23 protein-coding genes are annotated in these 25219 nt (G+C 40.0%); 5 read left to right on the top strand and 18 right to left on the bottom strand.

Annotation, left to right across the window (positions count from 1 at the left end; genetic code table 11):
- Positions 1–98: 98 nt before the first annotated feature.
- The 5 genes from rpsA to FAZ19_RS22620 all read right to left on the bottom strand — a co-directional run bounded on the left by rpsA (position 99) and on the right by FAZ19_RS22620 (position 5410).
- Positions 99–2033: a 30S ribosomal protein S1 gene (rpsA, locus tag FAZ19_RS22640; protein WP_136823055.1), complete on the bottom strand. Its 1935-nt coding sequence runs from the start codon at positions 2031–2033 to the stop codon at positions 99–101.
- Between the two features lie 112 nt (positions 2034–2145).
- Positions 2146–3114 carry a YihY/virulence factor BrkB family protein gene (locus FAZ19_RS22635; protein WP_136823054.1) on the bottom strand — a complete coding sequence of 323 codons (969 nt, stop codon included), beginning with the start codon at positions 3112–3114 and terminating at the stop codon, positions 2146–2148.
- Complete coding sequence (locus tag FAZ19_RS22630) at positions 3115–3522, bottom strand: acyl-CoA thioesterase (RefSeq protein ID WP_136823053.1); 408 nt, start codon at positions 3520–3522, stop codon at positions 3115–3117.
- Between the two features lie 88 nt (positions 3523–3610).
- Positions 3611–4651: an endolytic transglycosylase MltG gene (gene mltG / locus FAZ19_RS22625; RefSeq protein WP_136823052.1), complete on the bottom strand. Its 1041-nt coding sequence runs from the start codon at positions 4649–4651 to the stop codon at positions 3611–3613.
- Positions 4652–4657: 6 nt separating this feature from the next.
- Positions 4658–5410, bottom strand: a complete 753-nt coding sequence (locus FAZ19_RS22620) for a PASTA domain-containing protein (protein WP_136823051.1) — start codon at positions 5408–5410, stop codon at positions 4658–4660.
- A 237-nt stretch (positions 5411–5647) separates the two neighbouring features.
- Here FAZ19_RS22620 and FAZ19_RS22615 point away from each other — a divergent pair, with 237 nt between their 5' ends.
- Positions 5648–6649, top strand: a complete 1002-nt coding sequence (locus tag FAZ19_RS22615) for a D-alanine--D-alanine ligase (RefSeq protein ID WP_136823050.1) — start codon at positions 5648–5650, stop codon at positions 6647–6649.
- A gap of 12 nt (positions 6650–6661) precedes the next feature.
- Here the strand turns inward: FAZ19_RS22615 and FAZ19_RS22610 are convergent, their stop codons facing one another.
- Entirely contained in the window at positions 6662–7159 is a 498-nt protein-coding gene (locus tag FAZ19_RS22610) for a dihydrofolate reductase (RefSeq protein ID WP_136823049.1), read from the bottom strand.
- A gap of 39 nt (positions 7160–7198) precedes the next feature.
- Positions 7199–8020 (bottom strand): thymidylate synthase, encoded by an 822-nt coding sequence (locus tag FAZ19_RS22605; protein WP_136823048.1) that lies wholly within the window; start codon positions 8018–8020, stop codon positions 7199–7201.
- A 193-nt stretch (positions 8021–8213) separates the two neighbouring features.
- Between FAZ19_RS22605 and mtaB the strand changes: the two genes are divergently transcribed.
- On the top strand, positions 8214–9533 hold the full coding sequence (gene mtaB / locus FAZ19_RS22600; RefSeq protein WP_136823047.1) for a tRNA (N(6)-L-threonylcarbamoyladenosine(37)-C(2))-methylthiotransferase MtaB: 1320 nt from the start codon (positions 8214–8216) through the stop codon (positions 9531–9533).
- Positions 9534–9704: 171 nt separating this feature from the next.
- Here the strand turns inward: mtaB and FAZ19_RS22595 are convergent, their stop codons facing one another.
- The 8 genes from FAZ19_RS22595 to FAZ19_RS22560 all read right to left on the bottom strand — a co-directional run bounded on the left by FAZ19_RS22595 (position 9705) and on the right by FAZ19_RS22560 (position 17835).
- Entirely contained in the window at positions 9705–11966 is a 2262-nt protein-coding gene (locus tag FAZ19_RS22595; protein WP_136823046.1) for an inorganic phosphate transporter, read from the bottom strand.
- A gap of 74 nt (positions 11967–12040) precedes the next feature.
- Positions 12041–12796: an SGNH/GDSL hydrolase family protein gene (locus FAZ19_RS22590; RefSeq protein WP_136823045.1), complete on the bottom strand. Its 756-nt coding sequence runs from the start codon at positions 12794–12796 to the stop codon at positions 12041–12043.
- 36 nt (positions 12797–12832) lie between these two features.
- On the bottom strand, positions 12833–14020 hold the full coding sequence (locus FAZ19_RS22585) for an aspartate aminotransferase family protein (protein ID WP_136823044.1): 1188 nt from the start codon (positions 14018–14020) through the stop codon (positions 12833–12835).
- A gap of 55 nt (positions 14021–14075) precedes the next feature.
- Positions 14076–14501, bottom strand: coding sequence for a hypothetical protein (locus FAZ19_RS22580; RefSeq protein WP_229707679.1), 426 nt, complete (start codon positions 14499–14501; stop codon positions 14076–14078).
- Complete coding sequence (locus tag FAZ19_RS22575) at positions 14501–15373, bottom strand: hypothetical protein (RefSeq protein WP_136823042.1); 873 nt, start codon at positions 15371–15373, stop codon at positions 14501–14503. Before FAZ19_RS22575 ends, FAZ19_RS22580 begins: the two co-directional genes overlap by 1 nt.
- 34 nt (positions 15374–15407) lie before the next feature.
- Positions 15408–15953: an RNA polymerase sigma factor gene (locus tag FAZ19_RS22570; protein ID WP_136823041.1), complete on the bottom strand. Its 546-nt coding sequence runs from the start codon at positions 15951–15953 to the stop codon at positions 15408–15410.
- A 5-nt stretch (positions 15954–15958) separates the two neighbouring features.
- Positions 15959–16912, bottom strand: a complete 954-nt coding sequence (locus FAZ19_RS22565) for a transketolase family protein (protein ID WP_136823040.1) — start codon at positions 16910–16912, stop codon at positions 15959–15961.
- Positions 16913–16986: 74 nt separating this feature from the next.
- Positions 16987–17835, bottom strand: coding sequence for a transketolase (locus FAZ19_RS22560; RefSeq protein WP_136823039.1), 849 nt, complete (start codon positions 17833–17835; stop codon positions 16987–16989).
- 252 nt (positions 17836–18087) lie between these two features.
- Between FAZ19_RS22560 and FAZ19_RS22555 the strand changes: the two genes are divergently transcribed.
- Complete coding sequence (locus FAZ19_RS22555; protein ID WP_136823038.1) at positions 18088–19479, top strand: pectate lyase family protein; 1392 nt, start codon at positions 18088–18090, stop codon at positions 19477–19479.
- Positions 19480–19530: 51 nt separating this feature from the next.
- Here FAZ19_RS22555 and FAZ19_RS22550 read toward each other — a convergent pair whose 3' ends face one another.
- Genes FAZ19_RS22550 through FAZ19_RS22540 form a run of 3 tightly spaced genes read right to left on the bottom strand, consistent with a single transcriptional unit; the run spans position 19531 to position 22309 of the window.
- Positions 19531–19947, bottom strand: coding sequence for a hypothetical protein (locus FAZ19_RS22550; protein ID WP_136823037.1), 417 nt, complete (start codon positions 19945–19947; stop codon positions 19531–19533).
- Between the two features lie 52 nt (positions 19948–19999).
- Positions 20000–21664, bottom strand: a complete 1665-nt coding sequence (locus tag FAZ19_RS22545; protein ID WP_136823036.1) for a M28 family metallopeptidase — start codon at positions 21662–21664, stop codon at positions 20000–20002.
- A gap of 24 nt (positions 21665–21688) precedes the next feature.
- Positions 21689–22309, bottom strand: coding sequence for a SprT-like domain-containing protein (locus tag FAZ19_RS22540; RefSeq protein WP_136823035.1), 621 nt, complete (start codon positions 22307–22309; stop codon positions 21689–21691).
- A 79-nt stretch (positions 22310–22388) separates the two neighbouring features.
- On the opposite strand from FAZ19_RS22540, the gene porD reads away from it, so the two are divergent.
- Both porD and recN read left to right on the top strand, forming a co-directional pair.
- Positions 22389–23282, top strand: a complete 894-nt coding sequence (gene porD, locus FAZ19_RS22535; protein WP_136823034.1) for a type IX secretion system protein PorD — start codon at positions 22389–22391, stop codon at positions 23280–23282.
- A 6-nt stretch (positions 23283–23288) separates the two neighbouring features.
- Entirely contained in the window at positions 23289–24947 is a 1659-nt protein-coding gene (recN, locus tag FAZ19_RS22530) for a DNA repair protein RecN (protein WP_136823033.1), read from the top strand.
- The last annotated feature ends 272 nt before the right edge of the window (positions 24948–25219 follow it).

Genomic DNA, 25219 nt, shown 5'->3' with positions numbered 1-25219 from the left:
TTGAGGGCCTTTAAGAAATGGACACTTTCAGAAAAAATAAGGTCATAAAAAAGCCCCAATCGTATGATTGGGGCTTTACTATTTAGTGAAACCTAAAATTATTTAGATTTTTTTTCGTCACCTTCCATTTGCTCTTTTAACTGAGCTAATACATCAAGGTCACCTAGAGTAGATTTCTCAACAGACTCTTTTACTTTCTTCACTGCCGTAGAAGCTGCTTTTGCATCTTTTTTGCGTGCATTAGACTCTTCTTTACGACTTTCTTCTTTCGCATCTTCCCAGATACGAGAGTGAGAAATTACAAGACGTTTGTTTTCTTTATTGAATTCAATGATTTTGAAATCAGTAACATCATCTACTTTTAATGCAGCGCCGTCCTCTTTTATAGAGTGCTTAGAAGGGCAGAAACCTTCAACACCATATTGTAAAGTTACGATGTCACCTTTATCACCAACTTTGATTACAGTACCTTCGTGGATAGAATCAATTGTGAAAATTGTTTCGAAAGTATCCCAAGGATTCTCTTCTAGTTGTTTATGACCTAAAGATAATTTACGGTTGTCTTCATCAAGTTCTAAAACAACAACTTCCAATTCTTCACCTACTTTAGTGAATTCGTTAGGATGATTGATTTTTTTAGACCAAGATAAATCTGAGATATGGATTAATCCATCGATACCATCTTCCAATTCAACAAATACACCGAAGTTAGTCATATTTTTAACAACAGCCTTTTGTTTAGAACCTATAGGATAGCGCTCCATGATATTCTTCCAAGGATCTGGAGTCAATTGTTTTATACCTAAGCTCATTTTGCGGTCATCGCGATCTAATGTTAGAATCTGAGCTTCGATTTCATCACTTACTTTTAAGAACTCCTGAGGAGAACGTAAGTTCTGTGACCAAGACATTTCAGATACGTGAATTAAACCTTCGACACCTGGTATGATTTCTAAGAAAGCACCATAGTCTGCAACAGTTACGATTTTACCTTTTACTTTAGAACCAATTACTAATTCGGTATCTAAAGATTCCCAAGGATGTTCTGATAATTGTTTTAAACCTAAAGCGATACGTTTTTTCTCGTCATCAAAATCCAAAACAACCACGTTGATCGTTTGATCTAAAGCTAGAACCTCTTTTGGATGCTCAATACGTCCCCAAGAGATATCTGTTATGTGAAGTAAACCGTCAACACCACCTAAATCGATGAAAACACCGAAATCTGTAATATTTTTAACAGTACCCTCTAATACTTGGCCTTTTTCTAATTTCGCAACGATTTCTGATTTTTGATTTTCTAGATCGTCTTCAATTAGTACTTTGTGAGATACAACTACGTTTTTAAACTCATGGTTAATTTTTACCACTTTGAATTCCATAGTTTTACCTACGTATATATCGTAGTCACGGATAGGTTTGATGTCAATTTGGGATCCAGGTAAGAAAGCTTCTACACCTTTAATGTCAACGATCAAACCACCTTTAGTACGAGACTTCACGAAACCGTCAATGATAGTATCATTTTCCAATGCATCATTGATTGCTTCCCATGATTTTTGTGTTTTAGCACGTTTGCGTGATAATACCAATTGACCATTAGCATCTTCTTGAGATTCTACAAATACGTCAACAGTGTCACCAACTTTTAAGTCAGGTAAGTCACGGAACTCAGATAATGCTACAAGACCGTCTGATTTGAAACCAACGTTCAAAACCACATCCTTGTTATTGACAGATACCACTATACCCTCAATAATTTCACCTTGGTTGATTTGGTTGAATGTACCAGCATACTGTTCTTCTAATTGAGTACGCTCCGCTTCGCTGTAATTACCGAAAGCTTTTTCATCAATTTCCCAATCGAAGTCACCCTCTGGTGTGCTCCAAGTGTTAGATTTGATTTGGTCAATTAAGTTTGAATCAGCTTCAGACTCAATCTTTTCAGTGTCTTTCACTACTGTAGTGTCAGCACCATGTAGCTCTGCGTTTTTCGCCGCTAACTCTTTTTCTGCTTCTTGTTTTTTTGCCATTAATTAATTTTCTCCTTTTCCTTACTATGTAAGGACTGCAAAGATACGAAAAACTTTTATTTACAAGATTTTATGTTAATTTTTTTTCAGAAGATAGTTGGCTTACAAAAACTTATTCGGATTGTTTGAACGAATTGTAGATTTTTGGTTTCACAATTTTGATGCTCTGTTTAGATAATGTAATACTAGCATTTAACTCAAAACCGATCAGTAGAATCAATGAATTCAGATACATCCAGATCATGATAACAATGATAGTCCCGATAGAACCATAAAGTTTGTTATAGGCGTTGAAATTATTAATGTAGTACGCAAAACCGGAGAATGTTAAAATCGCAAGTATGGTCGCAAGGGTTGCACCCGGGCTAAAAAGTTTCCATCTCTTGACGGCCGATGGACCAAATTTATAGAGCATACTCACGGTGAGAAAGTAAATAGCGAATAATATTATCCAACGAGAGGCTTTAATAACAAATGTCCAAAACCAAGATAGATCATAAGAGATATGATCCTGTAAATAGGAAATTACGATACCAGCTCCTGTAAAGAAAGCAATTCCTAATGTCAAAGCAACAATAATAGAAAAGGACAGACCTAGCGCGATTAAACGTCTTTTACCCCAGCTTCTATTTTCATTTGCCAAAGACGACTTATTAAACGCCATCATCAAGGTTGTCATACCATTGGTTGAAAAAAATGTAGCTAGAACAAAGCCGAAGGACAACAATCCGCCATTTTGTTTCTTTATAATATCTTCTAATGTAGATTGAATGATGGTGAAGGCGTCAAAGGGAATTACAATGGCTAGAAAATCCATTAGACCTTCTTGAAAATTATCGACAGGAATATACGGAATCAAGGTAAATAAGAAAATAATACCTGGGAAAATAGCCAACATGAAGTTATAAGCTAAGGACGATGCCTTATTAAGGATAGACTCACGCGCGATCTCTTGGAAGAAAAATGTAGCAACAGTGTAAAGTGGAAGTTTGCCAAAACCAGGAAGAATAGCCGTTTTGGACCATTCTATGACGTTGTCGTAGGGTTTGAAATTCAATAAACTGTTGTGTACCTTCTTCATCTATCCAAAGTAAGGTCTCATCTTCTCTTGGAAAATCTGTGGAGCACGACAAGGCTTATTTTTTTGCATATCTACAAAAACTAATTGTGTCATACCTGTATTAAGTAGTTTTGCGGTTTCGTCAAATATTTCATATTCAAATTTAATTCGGATGGCTGGCTTTTCCAATATCGTTGTTTTTATGGTAATGAGATCATCATAGGTTGCTGCTCGTATAAATTTGGAGTGCAATTCTATGACAGGCAACATAACCCCCATTTCTTCCAACTCTTTATAAGATATACCCGTATTGCGCAGCATTTCAGTACGCGCTACTTCATAATATGCTGCATAGTTACCATAGTAAACATATCCCATCTGATCTGTTTCAGCATATCTTACCCTTAATTGGTGTTCAAAAACGTACATAGCGTTCGGTTAAAAGTCAAGAGAAAAAAGTTAAAAATCATAAGTCGTTTAAAACCGACGACAACTTCAATGCCGAGGATAACGAGAATTACTTTTTAATATTTCTTGCGTCCAACGCTTTTTGGAATTGACGCGCATTCACCAGATGTTCGGAAACTGTTACGGCAAAGGCATGGTATCCAGAAAAATCTGCTTTGGCACACATATAAATGTAATCGTGATCTGCAGGATTCAAAACAGCATCGATTGAAGCAATACTTGGCATCATGATCGGTCCAGGAGGCAGACCCTTATACCGATAGGTGTTATAAGGGTTGTCTATCGTCAAATGCCTATTTAATACCCGACGGATAGTAAAATCATTATTCGCAAAAATAACAGTTGGGTCGGCCTGCAACAACATCCCTTTGCGAAGTCTATTCAAATACAATCCAGCAATTTTGGGCATTTCGTCTATATGAAGAGCCTCGCCCTTCACAATAGATGCAAGCGTGGCTACTTCGACCGGAGTAAGATTAATGGCTTGTGCTTTTTGTTGGCGTTCATCCGTCCAGAATTTTTTATACTCGTCATTAAAGCGGGCGACTATTTTATCAGGAGAAGTGTTCCAATAGATATCGTATGTGTTAGGGATAAACATCGAAAAAAAATTGTCTTTCGTAAATCCGTATTGCTCTGCTACTGCTTCGTTATTCAAAATATCATTGAACATTGTCGAATCTGCCTCAAAGCTTTTACCCAACAATCCGGCAAAATTTTCTTTAAGACGTACGTTTGCAAATCGGAATTTCACTGCTTCTTGATATCCTCCGCGGAGATTTCCAATCAGTCTGCGGTTGTTCATTCCAGGGGTCAATTTATATCGGCCAGCTTTTATACCGCTAGGGTAATTCATTTTTTTTGCAGCGAAGTCAAATAAATCCGGATGTCTTACAATGCCTTGCGATTTCAATCTCGCGAATACCAGATCATATGTGTCATTGGTATGTACATAGAAAAACTCTTCTTTATCCGTAACAGACGGTCCAATGAAAGTTTGGTAAGCCTTCCAGCCAACAAAAGCGCCGATTATCACTAGGATAATTAAGGCAATGCCTAGAAATTTCGGGAAAGATCTTTTTTTTTCCATAAAAAATTAATCGTTTGACAAAGTTAAATCGATAGGTGTACCGATACTGATGATGCGTGACGAGGTATCCGGGAATTGCGCTATTATTCTTGCGGTCGATGTGTCACTGATATTGCCAGTAATATTACCAATATTTAGACCTACCCCCTGAATGGCAAATTTTGCTTCTGCCAATGTAAGATTTAATACCATAGGCACTTCTACCTCATTAGCACCGCGACCGTTTCCAAGTACCAACGTGATTTTCGATCCTTTGGAGACCATTCTTCCGCTCTTAATGGGCTGTCCAGCAAATTTAGCGTCCAGCACCACATCTCGCGCAATATCAGACACGTATACCGTGTCCCCAATTTTCAACGAATGATTTTTAATGATGGCAGAAGCTTCGATAAATGTTTTATCAATGACGTCCGGAAACGCTATTTCCGGTGCGGTTCGAGTAATAATGGTCAAATAAATAGTGCGCCCGTTTTTTACCAACGCACTGGCTTCAGGGTCCTGTTCTATTACTAAGCCCGGTTTGGCATCCATCTGATAGACCGAATCCACCACATATTCGAGGCCTACTCGATCTAGTGTGCGTTTGGCCTCTTCTATATTAAGGCCTTTGAGCACAGGTACTTCCTGGGCATCTCCATGTTTGGTGTATATTTTTAATCCAAAGTATATAAAAAGGAATAATACAAATATGGCTATGATAGCTCCTATCAGATTTTTTCTGAAGGTGTCTGTTCGTAAATAAAGTAATAATTTAGACATGAAATTTTTTCAAGTTTTATACCCTACTCATTAATAACGAGTGAGGGTGTTGTTACATTGTATTAATATTAGCAAAAATATTCGTTTTTCCGTGTATCGCAAATTATATTTGTGAACATAAAGGAATGATAACACTGTCAGTAGAGGTATTTAAAGACAATGCTTATTCGTAAATAGCTTTTTTGTTGCGTTTTGCGATTTCCTAAATACCTTTAAACAAGAATTATTAATGAACGAATGAAAACAAAAGTAGCATTAATTACTGGAGGATATACAGGCGAGGCAGAAGTATCTTACAAAAGCTCCGAATTTGTCTATAGTCAACTGGATAAAAATAAATATCAAGTCTATCTGATTGACATCACGGTCGAAGGCTGGTTTTATCAAGATCAGGAAAAGGTAAAGCATCCTATCGATAAAGAAGACTTTTCGCTCAATTTGAACGGTACTTTGGTTCGGTTTGATGTTGCCTTTATTATTCTGCACGGTTCGCCGGGCGAAGATGGACGTTTGCAGGGCTATTTTGATATGATTGGATTGCCGTATACCTCCTGCAGCGCGTTGACCTCTTCGTTAACGATGAATAAAGGGTATACCAAAGCGATACTTTCTGACATTTCTGAGCTTCATTTAGCTAAATCGGTGTTACTTTTTGAAAGTCATAGAAAAGACGGTGTGAAATTGGTCGAAGAAAAACTCACGCTGCCTTATTTTGTAAAACCTAATGCTGGTGGTAGTAGTATTGGGATGACAAAAGTAAAAGAAGCGACGGATTTAAGGGAAGCATTGGATAGGGCTTTTGATGCCGAAAATACGGGCAAGCAAGTACTCGTCGAAGAATTTGTAAACGGTCGTGAGTTTTCACAAGGGATATTCCGCAATTCGAGCGGCGAACTAATTGTCCTACCCGCAACTGAGGTGAAAACAACACGTGAATTCTTTGATTTTGAAGCGAAATATACAGCCGGACTTACAGAAGAAATTACACCAGCGGATTTAAACGAAGAACAGCAAGAGAGAGCGAAACAGCTTATTAAAGAAATCTATATCCGTTTAAATTGTAAAGGAATGGTCCGTGTAGATTTCTTTTTAGAACATGGAACCGATAAATTCTATTTTATAGAAATTAATACCATTCCTGGCCAGACCCCACAGAGTTTTATTCCCCAGCAGGTGAGGGCCTTTGGTATGAGTGAGACGATGTTTTATAGTGAGTTGATAGAAGCAGCTTTAAGTTAATGACTATACATCTTATTTTATTCTCTCGTAAGTCTCGAAAGAGTAATCGAAAGCATGCCTTTCATCCTTGAGATAAGTTTCTGAACTCGTAAGCTTCCATGCGTTCGGGGCTAATTCCGGAAAGAAGGCATCGCCTTCAACTGTGGTATGTACCCGCGTCAAGAGAACTTTCTCCGCAAAAGGAAGCGTTTGTTTGTAGATTTCAGCACCACCAATAATAAAGATTTCACGTTCATCCCTGCAATAGGAAAGTACGTCATCGACCCCATTTGCGACGTCAATATCTTCTGCTTTATAGTTAAGGTCACGCGTAATCACAATATTCCTACGCTCGGGCAAGGCTCTTCCAATAGATTCAAAAGTCTTACGCCCCATGACAATAGAATGGTTAAGTGTAGTTTTCTTGAAGTACTTGAAATCATTAGGTAGATGCCAAGGCATTTTATTGTCTTTTCCTATAGCATTATTCTCAGCAGCAGCGACTATTAGTGTTAATTTGAGATTACTCATTTCTTCGGATTTTCTTTGCCCTTTAATCTTTGTTCCGTGTTATATAGCTACAGGAGCCTTGATGTGTGGATGATATTCATAATTCGCCAGTTCAAAATCTCCGAATTTAAAATCAAAAATATCTTTGACATTCGGATTTATATTCAGTCTGGGAAGTGACTTTGGGTCCCTTGATAGTTGCAATTCTGTTTGTTCAAAGTGATTGCTATAAATATGCGCATCTCCGAGTGTGTGTACAAAATCAGCAGCTTCCATATCACAAACCTGCGCTACCATCATCGTCAATAAAGCATAGGATGCGATATTGAAGGGGACCCCTAAAAAAATATCGGCACTACGTTGATACAGTTGACAGGATAGCTGTGGTTTCAAAATTCCATTTTCGGGTTGCGCCGGCGCTACATAAAACTGAAAAAAGGCATGACATGGCGGCAATGCCATGTTTTCAATTTCGGCAACATTCCAGGCTGATACGATTATACGACGTGAGTCAGGGTTCGTTTTTAGCTGATTGATCACCTGGGCGATCTGATCAATGTGTCGTCCGTCTGGAGTAGGCCAAGAACGCCATTGCGAACCATATACTGGTCCCAAATTTCCGTTTTCATCTGCCCATTCATCCCAAATACTTACGCCATTTTCTTTCAGGTAGCTAATATTCGTTTCCCCTTTTAAAAACCAAATCAATTCATGTATGATCGAGCGGAGATGGAGCTTCTTGGTCGTAACCAGTGGGAATCCCTCCTTTAAATTAAAACGCATTTGATAGCCAAAAACACTTTTAGTACCCGTTCCTGTACGATCAGTTTTCTCTACGCCCGTCGTATATACATGCTTTAGCAAATCTAAATACTGTTTCATGTTTGATTTTTTTTGATCTTGAATGTTACGAAGATAAGGGTTTTTGCATCATTAGAATATCACAATTTTTCAACAAGTTACATTTTCTATCTTTTTATGTATTTTTGCAAATAGCATCAACTATTCATGTTTTAAGATACCCAGTACATGGATAATTCCTGCATCAGCAGGTTGCTATTATAAGTACATATAAATGAACAAAAAAGTTGCTTTCTACACCTTGGGATGTAAGCTGAATTTTTCAGAAACATCATCTATCGGCCGTATCTTTAAAGATGCGGGTTACGAGACCACGGCGTTTAATAGTCAAGCGGATGTATATGTTATTAATACATGTTCGGTTACCGATCACGCCGATAAGAAGTGCAGAAAGGTAGTAAGGGAAGCCTTAAAACATTCTCCAAATGCATATATAACCATTGTTGGGTGCTATGCCCAATTGAAACCGAAGGAAATTGCTGAAATTCCAGGTGTGGATATGGTATTAGGAGCCGCCGAGAAATTTAATATCATTGAGCATATCAATGATTTAACGAAGCAGGAAAAAACTATTATTCATAATGCACCTATTGATGAAACCAATCAGTTTGTATCTGCATTCTCTATCGGAGATCGTACACGTACGTTCTTAAAAGTGCAAGACGGATGTGATTATTCGTGTACATTTTGCACGATTCCCTTGGCCCGCGGTGCCAGTCGTTCGGGCCATATAGCCGACATCGTCCGTCAGGCAGAGGAGATTGCGGCTTCCGGTGTTAAAGAAATCGTGTTAACAGGAGTTAATATCGGTGATTTCGGCGTTCGCGACGGTAAACGTCAGGATAAATTTTTAGACTTGGTAAAAGCACTGGATCATGTCGAAGGTATCGATCGTATCCGTATCTCTTCTATTGAGCCAAATCTTTTAGCCAATGAGATTATTGAATTCGTAGCGCAGTCCAAACGATTTGTGCCACATTTTCATATGCCGTTACAGGCCGGGAATAATAAGGTGCTGGCGCAGATGCGTCGTCGTTATAAACGGGAGTTATATGCAGAACGAGTTGCTAAAATAAGATCTTTGATGCCCAACTGTTGTATTGGTGTAGATGTCATAGTAGGCTTTCCTGGGGAAACTCGCGAAGATTTTATAGATACCTATAACTTTATCAATGAGATGGATATTTCTTATTTACATGTTTTTACCTATTCAGAACGCGAAAATACAATCGCAGCTCAAATGGAAGGCGCTGTTCCAGGAGCACAACGAAGTGATAGGAGTAAAATGTTACATATTTTGTCCGAAAAAAAACGACGAGCCTTTTACGAATCTCAATTAGAAGAAGTAGGAGAGGTGTTATTTGAATCCGATGTAAAAGATGGTTATATGCATGGTTTTTCTAAAAATTACGTCAAGGTACGCACACCCTATGATCCACTTCTAGTAAATGAGATTGTTCCGGTAAAATTCGTCACCCTCACAGAGAGTGGAGAAGTAGAGATTGAAGAACTTCCCCAAATTTTAGCGCATTAAAAAAACTTTAAAAAAGAAGGTGTCTAAAAAGGTCGTCACCTACAAGAAAACGCGTCATTGCGAGGAAGAATGACGAAGCAATCTGCGTTTTTAACATCGTCAGATTGCTTCACCATCGTTCCTCCGGTTCGCAATGACGACGATGTTGTGCTTTTTTAGACAGCCCCTTTTTTATGAAGTTGAACTTCTGAAACGTTCAAACTCTTGGTGCAATCGAATAAGTTTGAATGTTGAACTAATCAGCTCATTTGTTTCGAGTAGAATAGAAAAATATAACTTTGAATTTTTCGGACTATTTTCGGACGTTCGAATACGCTCGATTTGCCGATCCAAAAATTGGTTATTTATATCCTGTAGTTCCAGCCTTTCTTCAATAATATCATCAATTTTAGAAAAATCCTGTCGTTTGTACACATCATTTATCTTGGAATACCATTGCCCCAATTTTTCAACAATATACTTTAGATCTTTCGCCTGATTAATTTTAAGCGGTTTGTGATTGTTGTCTACGTGATCGTAGATGTTGGATGAAATGACGCCCACATTTTCGACGATATCCTGAAGGTATCCTAAAGACTGAATATAATACCGACTACCTTTTACAGAGGAATCGTCGAGATTTCGAATAAAGTCGTACAGCGACGAATTGGTGGAATTAAGGTCCTTTTGTAACTTCTTAATTAGCTTCTTGTCCGCATTCAATACCAATAAATCTTGGTTAATCAACCCTTCGATTACATCTTTGTAGAGCATGTTCGTTTTGGTGATGATCTCGCTGATCTGATTTGCACTGGCCTCTGTCACTTGCTGTAGCGTTTGTATATCCTCTTTTTCCAGCTGAAGTTTTCTCGCCGATTGCTCTTTCACTTTCCGATCGTGGCTTTTTGAATTTCTATACAGGAACACGGTTAGTACGATGATTGCAAGTACAAAGGTGACGATTCCACCAATTTTCAGCAGGTAAGCCAATATAAAGGCCCCCGCAAAGGCACAACCAGCGGTGATAAACCATCCCCCAACTACGTGAAAGACGCCCGATACCCGATAAACAGCACTTTCTCTACCCCAAGCTCTATCTGCAAAAGCAGTACCCATAGCCACCATAAATGTGACATAGGTGGTCGACAAAGGTAATTTCATTGAGGTTCCGAGTGCGATTAAGCTACTGGCGACCATTAAATTTACCGATGCCCTTACCATGTCAAACATAGGTTCTTCACCCGATTTCTTATTTGCCCCTTTTTCCAGTAATGGATTTTCAAATTGTTTATCCAACCGAGCTTGCAATGTTCTAGGCATCAAATAGCTTATGATATTACCAAAGCTAATAAAAGACCGCACAATCTGTCGAGCCAAGGCATTCGACTTGAACTTGTCGACTCCCGAATCCTGGTTACTCAAGCTCATCTCCGTCTCGATCACCGTTTTAGCTTTTTTAGAAGTCCACAAAGTTATAACCATTATTAGTCCCGCTACCGCTAAAATCCACATAGGTGCAACAATATCTTTCGAAGCCAAGGCCGTCATCATATAGGTGTTTGGGTCAGCACCTGTCGTTCGGAAAATATCGATAGATTGTAATGCCGCTACCGGAACCCCTATAAAATTTACTAAGTCATTACTGGCGAAGGATAGCGCGAGAGCAAACGTGCCCACACCGATAATAAGCTTTAAGATATTAATATTAAGTCGGGTTAGGATAAAGCTTATTAATGTAAATACGAGAAAGCTTCCTAGGAGTAAGTGGATTTCATGGCTCTTAATCCAACTTTGGGTATTCCCAGAAATAAAAGTAGCTCCTTTGAGGCCCTTGATTAGAATGAAATAACTAATCGCTGCTAATGTTATACCACCAAACAGCACACCGACAGTTTTTATTTTCCTTTCGAATTGGAAGGTGAAGATAAGCCTTGAAAAATACTGCACGATCATACCCACAGTGAACGACAGGAATACAGATAGCAAGATACTGCCCACAATAGCGGTGGCTTTCTCGGTATTGATATAATTAGATATGGTATTCCAAGCCGCATCTTCACTAATGATTTTGTACATGGCCAAGCATACTGCGGCTCCCAATAGTTCGAAAACGATAGACACGGTGGTAGACGTGGGTAGTCCAAAATAATTAAAAACGTCCAATAAAATAACATCAGTAATCATGACCGCAAGAAAGATGATCATGACGTCATTAAAGCTAAACTGACTGGGTATATAAATTCCGCTTCGGGCAATTTCCATCATGCCACCTGAAAAAACAGCCCCACATATGATCCCTATACTCGTTACGATCATGATGGTTTTGAAAGGAATGGCTTTAGATCCGATGGCCGAGTTAAGAAAGTTTACGGCATCATTACTAACTCCGACCATGAGATCGATTATTGCCAGAATTACTAACGTTAGTATAATAAGGAAGAGGTAATTTTCCATAATTAATTTTTGTTTTTTCTGATGTTGATGATTATAGCGCGATGAATTTAAATCCTATATCTAATACTTTTTAGCTATTTTACAGTTTCTATCCAGTGTTGAGCCATCAGATTAGCCCCCGCTAGGGTAGTATGTACACCGTCTGTAGTCCAGTATTTTCCGTTTGCCCTTTTTTCAGCTTTATCAAAAATCGACTGGTAGGGGAGGAATACAGCATGGTATTCTTTTGCTATTTCATTAGCTACCTGTTGATATTGTGTCAATTCTGGAAACCAACTGTCATCAACATGTTTCACGTTCTTCACACCGAAAGGTTCACCAATAATTAATTTTACTTGAGGTAATGCTGTCAAGGTTTGATCAAGAAGTTTTCGATATTGATCTTTGTATGCGTTTGCAGATCCTTCATAGTTCCCATTCCTTTTATGCCAATAATCATTGATGCCAATCATAATGCTTAGAATAGTTGGTTTAAGTGCGATACAATCGGTATCCCATCGTTCGGCAAGCTGAGGGACCTTATTTCCGCTGATGCCTCTATTGTAAACTTGTATGTTTTTGTCGGCATATTTGTTTAACAAGTTGCTTGCTGCAATCATTGCATAGCCTTTTCCGAAAGCATCCGTATTATTCGGTTCTAAGTTATCCCTTTTACGACCGTTGTCGGTTATCGAATCACCTTGGAATAAAATAACGTCGTTATGATTGATGGTTATTTTCTTACTGCCGCCGATATTGCTCGTTTCTTTTGCACTTAACAATGAAGTTCCAGCCAGCGCTCCTCCTAGGGTAAGCAAGCTTTTTTGTAGAAATTTTCTTCTATTATCCATTTTTATAGGTTTATGTCTTTTTTAAAAATAAGTATATTAACAGAATTTATCAATGCCTTCTTTTATTATTTCGCAGGCCACTTTTATTTCTTGTTCAGAAATGGTTAATGGAGGAGCTACCCGTAGAGCAGTTTCACAATGTAGATACCAGTCTATCATGATTCCTTTTTCGGCACAGTATTTACTTACAGCGTATACTTGATCAAAAGTTTCCAATTGTAAACACATCATCAATCCCATGCCTCTGATTTCCTTGATCTTTGGGTGATTCAGTTCCTTTCTAAATAAATTCTCTTTAAATTCTACCTGTTCTACAAGTCGCTCGTCGATGATCACTTGGAGTGAAGCCAAGGCTGCAGCACAGGATACAGGGTGTCCACCAAACGTGGTAATATGACCTAACATGGGGTTATCTTTTATTACATCCATGATCTTTTTGGATGCCACAAAGGCACCCAATGGCATACCCCCTCCGATTCCCTTGGCTAACATTAAGATATCCGGAACAATGCCAAAGTGATCAAAAGCAAATAATTTTCCGGTGCGGCCAAAGCCGGTTTGTATCTCGTCGAATAGTAAAAGGGTGCCTGTTTCATCACATTTATTACGTAGCGCCTGCATGTAACTTACAGTAGGTACTCGCACGCCAGCCTCGCCCTGTATGGCTTCAATAATAACTGCAGCCGTATTGCGGGTTATAAGAGCAAGATCAGCGATGCTGTTGTATTCGATAAATTCAATATCAGGTAATAGGGGGGCGTAAGCCTGTTGATATGCCGGATTGCCGATAAGACTGAGAGCACCTTGGGTGCTTCCGTGATAAGCTTTTTTAGCGGCTATAATTTGTCTTCGGCCAGTATATTTTTTTGCGACTTTCATAGCCCCTTCAACAGCCTCTGTTCCTGAATTGGTAAAGTACACCGATTCAAAATGTACAGGAAGTTGTTTCAGTAGCATTGTTGCAAATTGTACTTGTGGTGCTTGTACAAATTCGCCGTATACCGTTACGTGTAGGTATTTGTCAAGTTGTTCTTTTATAGCTTGGAGTACCTTAGGATGGCGATGTCCAATATTACTTACATTAAATCCCGAAACTAGATCTAAATATTTTTCGCCATGGGGTCCGTAGAGGAAAGAGCCTTCCGCCCGTTCTATTTCAATGAGTCTTGGGCTGTCAGAAGTTTGCGCGGTATTTTTTAAAAACAGCTCTCTGTTACTAATCATATGCGAAGTTAAGGAAGATTCGCGTTAAAAAACAAATAGAAGCATTATGCTTCTATTATCTTTTCGGTCTGCTTTTATATTCTTTAGCCAGCATGTTAATAAAATCCTCTTCTACCTGGAAGAATTGCGACGCTCTCGATTGCCCAATTACCAGCGCAAATTTACTTCGGTATATTTTTTTTACGTCCACTTCTTTCGCATCAAAAGCAATTACATCCCTCTTTCCGCCATTGAAGGAATTTGCATTTTTCGGTACCTCAATGCCTCTTTTTGCCCTTTTAAGATCCCATATCTCCCGATTATATTGGTTGTAAATCGGAAAGAACTTTTGCGATTCAGCAGGGGTCAATTGTAGTTCCTTCGTGATGTAAGCGATCTTTTTATTCTCAATAACTTCAAAGTTTCGTTGTTGCGAAAATGAAGCAAATTGAAATAAAAATAAAAAGCAAAGTGTAATTAATATTTGTTTAAAACGTAGCATTATAGCATGTAATTTAAATACTCCTCGATATCTTTGTCTTTAACCTGGCTACCTATTTCCACAGTTTCGGGAATTTCTAAGTACTCCGAAAAAAAGATCATATCATTACCATCAGAAGTTTGGGCCAGATAGCTCACGATAGCCTCATCAGGTATCTCCGAAAAAGATATATCCTCAGAATAGATAGCTTCGTCTTGCTGACTGAATGAAAAATATGATCCTATACCTATTAAAGCAGCGACCGCGGCAGCAGCAGCGTAGCTTGCCCATCTTTTTCGAGAGGGTAGTGTCCTTATTTCCTTCTCCACTGTCTCTAGCTGGCCATAACGACCCTTCATAGCACTTTCATGAGTGTTAGTGCTCGCTGGTATCATGGATGTTTTTTCAGACAAGCGGTCGAAATATCCAGCAGGTACTTGATACCCCGTTTCCGAGACTTCAGTTTTTAATTTTTCTATTGCGACATTTAATAAAATATCCTGCTCTAGCGTCTCAAAGTAAGCTGTCGGAACCTCATAGCCATCTTGATCTACGGCATTCTTCAATTGCGCCTCCGCAATTCGATGGAGAATAGCTTCTTCAGCTCCTTCAAGGTAGCCTGCAGGAATTGTAAATCCCGTAGTAGCAACCTCATCTTTTAATTTTTGTTCGGCTACTTTGGCTAAAATATCGTTTTGAAGTTTTTCGAAGTATCCTTCAGGTGTGGCTTGGTTATCTTTTTGAATCGCTAGTTTGTCTAACCGTACAAGGGAAAGAATGCTTGATTCCTGTACGTTAAAATAGTCTGGCGGCACGGTAAAAGGGTTTACACGCAATGCCTCAGGAAGCTTATTCCCTCCTAATTCACCATCATATGTGTTTATTTCTTTCATCGTATGGGTATAGATACTTTTGTCACTAAAAGGTTTAATCATTCGCGTTAAAAAAATGTTCTATTTTCTTTACAGCCAAATGATAAGAAGCCTTAAGTGCTCCTACACTTGTGCCAAGTATAGCTGATATCTCGTCGTATTTAAGGTCTTCAAAATATTTCATGTTAAATACAAGCCGTTGTTTGTCGGGAAGTGTAAGCAACGCCTGCTGAAGTTTAAGCTGTGCTTTATCTCCGTTGAAGTAGCTGCCATCAGCCAATGTATCCGACAAATAACCCGCGCTATCATCATCTAACGAAACATTTTGTTTTTGCTTTTTCTTATTTAAAAAAGTAATGCATTCATTCGTAGCGATGCGGTACAGCCAGGTGTACAACTGAGAATCTTCCCTGAATTTTTCTAAGTTGCGCCACACCTTTATAAAAATATCCTGCGTCACGTCATCCGCATCGTCATGATCGATGACCATGCGTCTGACATGCCAGTAGATTTTTTGTTGATATTTTTTTAGCAAATAGCCGAACGCCTCTTCGCGTGTGCGCTCATCAGCAAACTTTGATATGATTAAGGCGTCTTCCATTTGTCTTATTTTCTGCTAATAGCTTTTCTTGCTGCGGCCACAATAGTTGATGCAGTAAGTCCATACTTCTCCATCAATTGTGCAGGCGTACCAGATTCGCCGAAACTGTCGTCTACCGCTACATACTCTTGAGGAGTAGGCAATTTTTGAGCCAACACCTGCGCTACGCTATCACCCAAACCACCCAATCGGTTGTGCTCTTCGGCCGTTACAACGCATCCAGTCTTGGCAACTGATTTTAAAATAGCCTCTGTGTCTAACGGTTTGATGGTGTGAATGTTGATGATTTCAGCATCGATACCTAATGTTTCTAGTTCTTCACCCGCTTTAATAGCTTCCCATACCAAGTGACCAGTAGCTATAATCGTTACATCTTTCCCCTCATTCAGCATCACGGCCTTACCGATTTCAAATTTTTGATCAGCTGGTGTAAAGTTGGGAACCACCGGACGACCAAAACGTAAATAAGCCGGACCAACATGACTAGCTAACGCTATCGTTGCTGCTTTTGTCTGGTTAAAGTCGCATGGATTGATAACCGTCATCCCGGGAAGCATTTTCATCAAGCCAATGTCTTCCAGGATCTGGTGGGTTGCACCATCTTCACCTAAGGTGAGACCGGCGTGCGAAGCGCATATTTTAACATTTTTATCAGAGTAAGCAATAGATTGACGAATTTGGTCGTACACCCGGCCAGTGGAAAAGTTTGCAAAGGTTCCTGTAAAAGGGATTTTTCCGCCAATCGTTAATCCCGCAGCGATTCCCATCATATTTGCTTCCGCAATCCCAATTTGGAAAAAACGCTCTGGAAATTCTTTGATGAAATCATTCATCTTTAATGAGCCGATTAAGTCGGCACAAAGTGCTACGACATTTTCGTTCGTTTTACCCGCTTCCAATAAACCAGCGCCAAAACCTGAACGTGTATCTTTTGATTCAGTATACGTGAATTTTTTCATTCCGTTTAAATTTCTTTTATAATGTTTAGATATTAGGAGTCTAACATCTCCTATCTAACATCTCCTATCTAATATTAATAATCTCCGACTGTTCGTGGAATCTGATCTAGCGCAAGTTGTAATTGTTCGTCGTTAGGCGCTACACCATGCCATTTATGCGATCCCATCATGTAATCCACACCAAAGCCCATTTCAGTATGTAATAAAATCATCACAGGCTTGCCTTTCCCGCTATGTGCTTTTGCTTCCTCGATGCCGGCTATTACAGATGCCATGTCGTTGCCCTTTTCTACTTCTAGCACATCCCATCCAAAAGCTTCCCATTTCGCTCTTAAGTTACCCAGGGATAGCACTTGATTTGTAGGTCCGTCGATTTGGGCACCATTATAGTCAACAGCGGCAATAAGATTGTCTACTTTGTTGTGGGGTGCGTACATTGCAGCCTCCCATACCTGACCTTCCTGTAATTCACCATCACCCATTAGTACAAATACCAATTGGTTGTCTTTATTCAATTTCTTTGCTTGTGCAGCACCAATTGCAACAGATAAGCCTTGACCCAACGATCCCGAGGCAATACGAATGCCCGGAAGATGTTCGTGTGTAGTAGGGTGGCCTTGTAGACGGGAGTTGATCTTACGAAACGTAGCCAATTCTTCTGCAGGGAAATATCCCGCTCTAGCCAATGTACTGTAAAATACCGGCGAAATATGGCCGTTTGATAAGAAAAATAAATCTTCTCCGTCGCCGCTCATATTAAAAGAAGGGTCATGTTTCATCGCATGGAAATACAATGCTACGAAATAGTCTGTACATCCTAATGATCCCCCAGGGTGTCCAGATTGACAAGCATGTACCATGCGTACAATGTCTCGTCTTACTTGTGATGCAATCTGTTCTAATTTGTTGATATCTGCACTCATTTTTTAATTGATTTTCATTGAAATTTAGGTTGTAAAGTTAATGATTTAAATATAGATGCCTTACGATATAACCTAAAAGCTACAAATAAACATAAATATTTTTATAAATTTAGAACAAACTAAAAACTCAATTTTAGAATTTTTCTTTTTCGTATTTTCAAACATATTTCGAGCAGGATGGTACAGGTCAATTTATTAAATTAAATATTAGATGTTTGGGTCTTAGTTTCTAACCATTAAATTTTAAATCCTATGACATCAACAAAATATTTTTTTATACCGATTGTTTTATCGCTAATTATGTTCCAGTTTGTGTATTCGCAAGAGAGCATAGCCTTTCCGGGAGCCGAAGGTTTTGGCCGCTTCGCCCAAGGAGCCAGGGGAGTGGATCAGCCACAGGTCTATTTTGTCACAAATTTATCAGACGAAGGAAAAGGGTCATTACGCGATGCTGTAAGTCAACCTGGACGTTTTGTAATCTTTAAAGTTAGCGGTGTCATCAAACTTAAGAGTAAGTTAAAAGTTGCTCCCTTTACGACTATTGCCGGGCAGACTGCTCCAGGAGATGGTGTGACTATCTATGGGAGGACGCTGTCATTTACAGGATCCAATAATACAATAGCCCGTTATTTGCGTGTTAGACTCGGAACTAACGGAGGAGCCAGCAAAAATGAGGATGCTTCGGGGATTTCCAATGGTAGAAATATTATTCTAGATCACATGTCGATTACCTGGGGACTCGATGAAGTATTTTCTATCAGTTGGGATAAGAAAGGCGAGGAACCTTCGGATATAACCTTGCAAAATAGTATAATCGGTCAAGGTCTGCATACCTATAATCATTCCGCAGGAGGATTAATTCAATCCGGAGGAAAAATTAGCATACTCAAATCTCTTTATCACAGTAACAAGACGCGTAATCCTAAGGTAAAAGGAATAAATGAGTTTGTTAATAATATTGTTTATAATTTTGGGAATAAAAATACCATTAACCCCAAACATTCTATTTCGGCAGATGCCTATATTCTGGGAGGTGAGTCAGCTGTGATTTCAAATGTGTTAATTTTAAATAATTACTTTATTGGAGGCCCTTCAACGCCCCAAACGAAAATCACGCCATTTTCTAGGGGAAACCAAAATTTTAATCTCTTCCAGAAAGGAAATTATTATGATAATAATCAAAATGGTAAACTTGATGGGACCATGATCGAATCGAACGACTTTTGGTATCCCGGCATCCCAAATCATAATTTTAAAAATGCGCAGGATTTCGCCACTTATCCAAGTGTAAAATCAACTATGTCTGCCTTATCTGCATTTGACTATATCGTTGACAACGTGGGAGCTGTTTTTCCAATGCGGGATGCCATAGATAATTCGATGATCGAAGAGCTAAAAAGTAAAGGGCTTAACGGACGAAATGTCCACAATGAGACTGATTTTTTTAATATGGACCTTACGCAGGTAGATGGTAAAGAAATCCATGTTGAAAAAGATACAGATAACGACGGGATTCCTGATGAGTGGGAAGAAAAGCTAAATCTAAACAAAAATGACCGTAGTGATGCGCTAAAATTTAGTTCAGATTCCGACTGGAAGGGATATTTAAACATTGAAGTTTACCTGAATTCTATCGCGAACTAGGTTAACGCTTTTTCATCATAAAGGCGCCATCTCTAGCGCCTTTATGATGTGTTAATTTAATAACGACCATGTGCTCCAAGGGATTCTCGTTAAAATCAATATTAATGCGATCGTATAGGTGAAGAATACGGTTTTATTTGCTTTATAGTCTTCCTTCGCTTTTTTCGCTTTTGAATAGCCAATCGTCATTAACACGATAGCGATAAGCATCAACAAGGGATGTTCTAAAAAATAGAGACGCGATAAGCTGTTGCCCATATTCTCGCCCGAAAAACTTTTTAGACCCAACGGAGAAGTGAAATAGAGAACCAATCCGATCACAAGTTGTAAGTGCGCGCTGATGAACCCAATCAATGCTATTTTACGGTTGTAGGGGTTACTTTTAAAATAATTAACGGCTGTAATAATAATGGAAATGACCAAAGCTAATAAGAGTACTACAGCTAGCGTCGAGTGTAAATGTTTCATTCCTGTTAACATAGTTTGTATATATTATATCTTAATCTTCTGGACAAAGATACTATTTTGCGAGACGTCTCTCACCTAATTCTTTAAATTCCGAATTAGCCTTGAACAGTGGAAACGTTTTTTCCAAGCTCAAGGTATACCCAATGTCAAAAAACAAGTGGATGTCTGCTAATATACCGTCAAAATCCCAGTACTCGTTCATTTCATCGGTAACATTGTGGTAACGTCCCGATAGCACTTCTTTTCGCTGTGCATTCGAGGTGCTGTCTAATGAAATCAATTGGTCGCCACTCCCCATGAATAAGCCCGGAACTCCTTTTTTAACAAAGTTAAAGTGGTCAGATCGGTAAAATCCACCTGAAGAAGGATTGCCCTCTCCCTTAACTACCCTTCCAAATTTAGCAGCCGATTTTTCTACATAATCTTCCAATTCCGTTTGCCCCAGCCCTACAATAGATACATCTTTAGTAGCTCCTAAGGGGCTAAAGGCGTCCATGTTTAAGTTAGCGACTGTTTTGTTAAGGGGATAAATAGGATTGTTCGCGTAGTAAGCCGATCCCAATAAGCCCTCCTCTTCCGCCGTAAGCGCCATGAATACAATGGTGCGCTCCGGTGTTACTTTAGCAGTACGGAATGCTTTCGCAATTTCAAATAATGCAGCTACGCCTGCCGCATTGTCGACGGCTCCATTATAGATCGAATCTCCGTCTACGGCCTCGCCTACACCCAAGTGATCCCAATGTGCCGTGTAGATAATTGTTTCGTCCGCTCGTTTTGATCCCTCTATTTTGGCAATTACATTATTTGATTTAGACCGACGGAAGCTGTTTGCCAAGCTTACCGCGGTCGTGACGTGTAGCGGTACCGGTTTGAAACCCGGTTTCTTGGCGTCGTCCATTACTTTTAGATCCATTCCCGCAATCCGAAAGAGACTTTTAGCCGTTTCGTTTGATATCCAGCCCTCAAATGCCGCATTCGAAGCGCCGTTGTCTGCGGTAACCATATCCAGTTGAGGGCCACTCCAGCCCGTTCTGACCACATTCCACCCATAGCTCGCCGCTTCAGTTTCGTGGATAATCAATACCCCTGTAGCACCTTGGCGTCCCGCTTCCTCATATTTATAGGTCCACCTGCCGTAGTACGTCATGGTATCTGCTTTGAAAAGATTTTTGTCGTATCTTCCTGGGTCGGATGCCAGAACGACTACCGTCTTACCTTTTACGTCCAGTCCATCATAATCGTTCCAGCCATATTCCGGCGCCACGATTCCAAATCCTGCAAAGACCAGCTCTGTCGAAGCAATGTTAATCTTATCCTGTAATCGTTTTGTTCCAATTACAAAATCATCCAGGTAGTTGATCGTCAAATCTCCTTTTTCCCCCTTCAACGTCATGGTGGGCGATACGGGCTTAGAGGTGATCTCTACCAGTGGTACCTCTTGAAAATAAGAATCTCCGTTGCCCGGTTGTAGTCCTAGATTTTTAAATTGTTCTTGGATATAATTTACCGTCAGCGTATCACCTTTGGTAAAGGGTTTTCGCCCTAAAAATTCATCAGACGACAGTTTGGATACCGCTTCCTTATATGTATCTTCCTGTATTGCTTCGAGCGCTACCGTATCCAATGTGGTTGGGTCATGGGTATCCTGTTGCCCGTTCTGGCATGCAAAGAATGCCAATGGTAAAATGAAGAGGGCGTATACTGTTGTTTTGTTCATTATATAGAGGTATAAAGTGAATAGTTATATGTTGGCATTCAATGGTGTAACTTCGGCAATAGGGTGAAATAGGTAGATCTTGTTGGTATCTATTTCAATACATTTGTATCGTTTTCTTAATTTTTCCTTTTTCTGAAACGTACGGCCATTTTTGAGTTGAAAGATGCTGTTTTCAGGAAGCTCCTCTACGGTATGTACTGGTGAATCCAGCAGATCGTAATTTTTAAGGACGCGGTACAGCTGCAGATCCGTGCAGGAAGATGCGGCGGGATTAGACATATAGTTCGAGACTGCCAGTACCACATCATTGGGGAAGATGTTCAGCTTTAAAAAGGGTTGCATCATCACTTTAAAATTCTCTTTCCATTCCGTTCCATGTGGTTTTACGCGATGCTTATGCTCTTGCCAGGTCCGGAGGTGGGCAAATTCGTGGATCGTAGTGATCAAAAAGGAAAACCGATTCAGGTCATGGTTTACCGTGATCTGATGCGTATTGCCTCGATACGGAGCCCTATAATCGCCTAACTTGGAAGATCTGCTTCGCGTTATTTTAAATCGGCAATTGGTGTCGTTTATCCATCGGGAGATAATCGGCGCCGCTTCGGTAGGTATGTATTTGCTCAATTGTGTACTAAAGTCCGTCATTCATACAAACATATTATTTTCTCCTGATTTATAGAAGTTCAAAAAACTTTTGTCTAAGTTTGAATCATATTCAAATCATATGCTAAGAATTTACGCAAGTATACTTTTGTTTTCTGTTGCCTTTTCCAACAGCTTCGCGCAGGAATTAAATGCGCGGGTAGAACTTTCAGCCCCGCAACTGCAAAATACCAATGCCCGGACACTAGAATTACTACAGCGCGTTATTTCCGACTTTTTAAACAGTCGGTCTTGGACCGATAAAGCGATCCGCCCCGAAGAGCGTATCGACTGTAGTTTTAATATCATTATTTCCGAGTACGACGGTTCCAAGCAATATAAAGCTACCGCACAGATAAATTCAGCCCGCCCCGTATACGGAACGAATTATAACAGTCCGATTTTAAGTTTCCGGGACAAGTATTTTAATTTTTCCTATGTAGAAGGCGAGCAGCTGGATTTTAATGATAACCAAAACCTGGGCCCCCTTTCTTCATTATTAGGCTTCTACGCAAACATTATTATTGGGATGGATATGGATTCATTCCGGAAATCAGGAGGCACGCCCCTGTTCTCCAAGGCGCGTACGATTATGAATTATTCGCAGAGTTCGCAAGTCGAAGGCTGGCGCGGCATGGAAGCCATGGATAATAGGTACTGGTTGATCACGAATCTGGTCGATCGAACCTATCTGCCTTACCGCGAGTTCTCGTATGCCTTCCACCGGGAGGGACTGGATACGATGGTCGACAATGAAGCCAAAGCCAAAGGTATTATGGGCGAACTCTTAGGCAGATTAAAAGAAGTGGATCGTACCCATACCGGCAATGTATTGACTAATGCATTGTTCACTGCAAAATCCAATGAATTTGTCGGCCTCTTCTCTAAGATGCCTGGAAATGAAAGCGTAAAAATCTACAATCTGTTGGCCGAACTGGATCCAGCCAATATTTCAAAGTACGAGACACTAAAATAATATGACATGCTGACGCGCCTATTTATAAAGAATTACGCATTAATAGATAATCTTGATATTTCGTTTGATAACGGATTGAATATCATCACAGGAGAAACCGGTGCCGGTAAGTCCATTATTATGGGGGCCTTGGGTCTGATCTTAGGCAATCGCGTAGAAGGAAAGCAGTTTTTCGACGAAAGTCAAAAGTGCATCATTGAGGGGTATTTTGGTGTTTCTTCCTACGCACTGCATGATTTTTTCGAGGAGATGGATTTAGATTACGAGAACCAAACCATTATTCGGCGAGAAATAGCCGTTGACGGAAAATCCCGTGCATTTGTCAATGATTCGCCCGTCACGTTGAATGTGCTTAAAGCCCTGGGAGAACGACTGATTGATATTCATTCCCAGCACGCTACATTGCAACTCAATACCGAAGAATTTCAATTGTTTGTAGTAGATAGCGTAGCTGCTAACGATAAGCTATTGCAAAGCTACAGATCCGAATACAAGCGCTTAAAAAATTATGAACAACGCTTGCAGGCCTTAAAGCAGGATATTCATGCCGCCAATGCCGAACTGGATTATAACCAGTTTTTATTTGATGAGCTTGAAAAAGTAAACCTTATTGAGGGTGAAGTGGCGCAATTGGAAGCGGAGCAGCAACAGCTCGAAAATGCCGAAGACATCAAAAAAGGACTTTCGGCCGCGCAATATGCGTTGATCGAGGGTGAGAGCAATATCCAAACCTTATTAAAGGATGCGGTTCTACAGCTGCAGAACATATCCAAATTTTTTAAGCCCGCAGAAGAACTTGCCGCACGGTTACAAAGCGCCTATATTGAGATCAAAGATATCAGCAATGAGGTAGAACTGGCAAATGAGGGGATAAATCTTGATGCGGACCGACTAGATCATGTCAACGCCCGTTTAAGTGAGATTTATACCCTGTTGAAAAAGCATCGGCTTGATACCGATGCAGAACTCCTTGCCCTGCAGGAGCAACTCGAGCGGAAACTTCAACTCGCATCCAGTCAGGATGAGGCGTTAGTTGTGCTGGAGAATGAAGTAAAGGCGCAACTTGATGCCGTATTGCAGTTGGCCCATCAGATCAGCGGATCCCGTCAGCAGAGCTTGCCGATCATTCAGGAGAATGTCAATAACATGCTGGTTGCCGTTGGTATGCCCAATGCAAATCTGCAGATCGATTTGGAGCAGCAAGCAGTAGATAAGCTCTCTCCCAAAGGATTGGACAAAGTGCAGTTTCTATTTTCGGCCAATAAGGGGCAGGCATTGCAGCCTATCCATAAGGTGGCATCCGGAGGGGAGCTCTCCCGTGTAATGCTCGCTATAAAATCTCTCGTGAGCCAACGTTCCGCGTTACCGACCATTATATTTGATGAGATCGATACTGGTATCTCGGGCGAGGTGGCGTTAAGAGTAGGCGAAGTGATGGAGAACCTAGCGCAGCAAATGCAGGTGTTGGCTATTACGCACCTACCGCAGATTGCTTCCAAGGGCACGGCCCACTTTAAGGTATACAAGCAAGACTTAGACGACCGCACGAAGTCCAATATCCGACTGTTAGATCCTGATGAACGTATTTTGGAGGTTGCACAGATGCTAAGTGGTTCAAATCCTGGAGACGCCGCCCTTCAACATGCGAAGGAGTTGTTGGGGTAGTTTTTTTTGTTTTTCTCGTAAACCTTTTATAATTTTATTGGAAATCAATTGTTAAGAAGTATATACTATAAAAAGACCAGTAGTTAACGAAAATAAAATATGCCTGTCGACCTTGATCTCCTTAGTATAAGTTTATGATTGATTTAGCTCTTGTAGTTTATTAATAGGAATTTTTGTACTTCCAAATTGTGAATTACCCGGGTTTAAATCGTTGCGATAACGAGTTTTAAAATCATGATGCGAATAGCTATTAAGCGTCTGGATTGAGGTCA

Source organism: Sphingobacterium alkalisoli, assembly GCF_005049105.1.
GTDB lineage: Bacteria > Bacteroidota > Bacteroidia > Sphingobacteriales > Sphingobacteriaceae > Sphingobacterium > Sphingobacterium alkalisoli.
Note: the sequence above shows the minus strand (reverse complement) of the source record. Positions and strands in the feature narration are given on the sequence as shown.

Bases quoted from the DNA above. Each gene is read 5' to 3' on its own strand.
- rpsA (WP_136823055.1), bottom strand. From the start codon at position 2,033: ATGGCAAAAAAACAAGAAGCAGAAAAAGAGTTAGCGGCGAAAAACGCA.
- FAZ19_RS22635 (WP_136823054.1), bottom strand. From the start codon at position 3,114: ATGAAGAAGGTACACAACAGTTTATTGAATTTCAAACCCTACGACAAC.
- FAZ19_RS22630 (WP_136823053.1), bottom strand. From the start codon at position 3,522: ATGTACGTTTTTGAACACCAATTAAGGGTAAGATATGCTGAAACAGAT.
- mltG (WP_136823052.1), bottom strand. From the start codon at position 4,651: ATGGAAAAAAAAAGATCTTTCCCGAAATTTCTAGGCATTGCCTTAATT.
- FAZ19_RS22620 (WP_136823051.1), bottom strand. From the start codon at position 5,410: ATGTCTAAATTATTACTTTATTTACGAACAGACACCTTCAGAAAAAAT.
- FAZ19_RS22615 (WP_136823050.1), top strand. From the start codon at position 5,648: ATGAAAACAAAAGTAGCATTAATTACTGGAGGATATACAGGCGAGGCA.
- FAZ19_RS22610 (WP_136823049.1), bottom strand. From the start codon at position 7,159: ATGAGTAATCTCAAATTAACACTAATAGTCGCTGCTGCTGAGAATAAT.
- FAZ19_RS22605 (WP_136823048.1), bottom strand. From the start codon at position 8,020: ATGAAACAGTATTTAGATTTGCTAAAGCATGTATATACGACGGGCGTA.
- mtaB (WP_136823047.1), top strand. From the start codon at position 8,214: ATGAACAAAAAAGTTGCTTTCTACACCTTGGGATGTAAGCTGAATTTT.
- FAZ19_RS22595 (WP_136823046.1), bottom strand. From the start codon at position 11,966: ATGGAAAATTACCTCTTCCTTATTATACTAACGTTAGTAATTCTGGCA.
- FAZ19_RS22590 (WP_136823045.1), bottom strand. From the start codon at position 12,796: ATGGATAATAGAAGAAAATTTCTACAAAAAAGCTTGCTTACCCTAGGA.
- FAZ19_RS22585 (WP_136823044.1), bottom strand. From the start codon at position 14,020: ATGATTAGTAACAGAGAGCTGTTTTTAAAAAATACCGCGCAAACTTCT.
- FAZ19_RS22580 (WP_229707679.1), bottom strand. From the start codon at position 14,501: ATGCTACGTTTTAAACAAATATTAATTACACTTTGCTTTTTATTTTTA.
- FAZ19_RS22575 (WP_136823042.1), bottom strand. From the start codon at position 15,373: ATGAAAGAAATAAACACATATGATGGTGAATTAGGAGGGAATAAGCTT.
- FAZ19_RS22570 (WP_136823041.1), bottom strand. From the start codon at position 15,953: ATGGAAGACGCCTTAATCATATCAAAGTTTGCTGATGAGCGCACACGC.
- FAZ19_RS22565 (WP_136823040.1), bottom strand. From the start codon at position 16,912: ATGAAAAAATTCACGTATACTGAATCAAAAGATACACGTTCAGGTTTT.
- FAZ19_RS22560 (WP_136823039.1), bottom strand. From the start codon at position 17,835: ATGAGTGCAGATATCAACAAATTAGAACAGATTGCATCACAAGTAAGA.
- FAZ19_RS22555 (WP_136823038.1), top strand. From the start codon at position 18,088: ATGACATCAACAAAATATTTTTTTATACCGATTGTTTTATCGCTAATT.
- FAZ19_RS22550 (WP_136823037.1), bottom strand. From the start codon at position 19,947: ATGAAACATTTACACTCGACGCTAGCTGTAGTACTCTTATTAGCTTTG.
- FAZ19_RS22545 (WP_136823036.1), bottom strand. From the start codon at position 21,664: ATGAACAAAACAACAGTATACGCCCTCTTCATTTTACCATTGGCATTC.
- FAZ19_RS22540 (WP_136823035.1), bottom strand. From the start codon at position 22,309: ATGACGGACTTTAGTACACAATTGAGCAAATACATACCTACCGAAGCG.
- porD (WP_136823034.1), top strand. From the start codon at position 22,389: ATGCTAAGAATTTACGCAAGTATACTTTTGTTTTCTGTTGCCTTTTCC.
- recN (WP_136823033.1), top strand. From the start codon at position 23,289: ATGCTGACGCGCCTATTTATAAAGAATTACGCATTAATAGATAATCTT.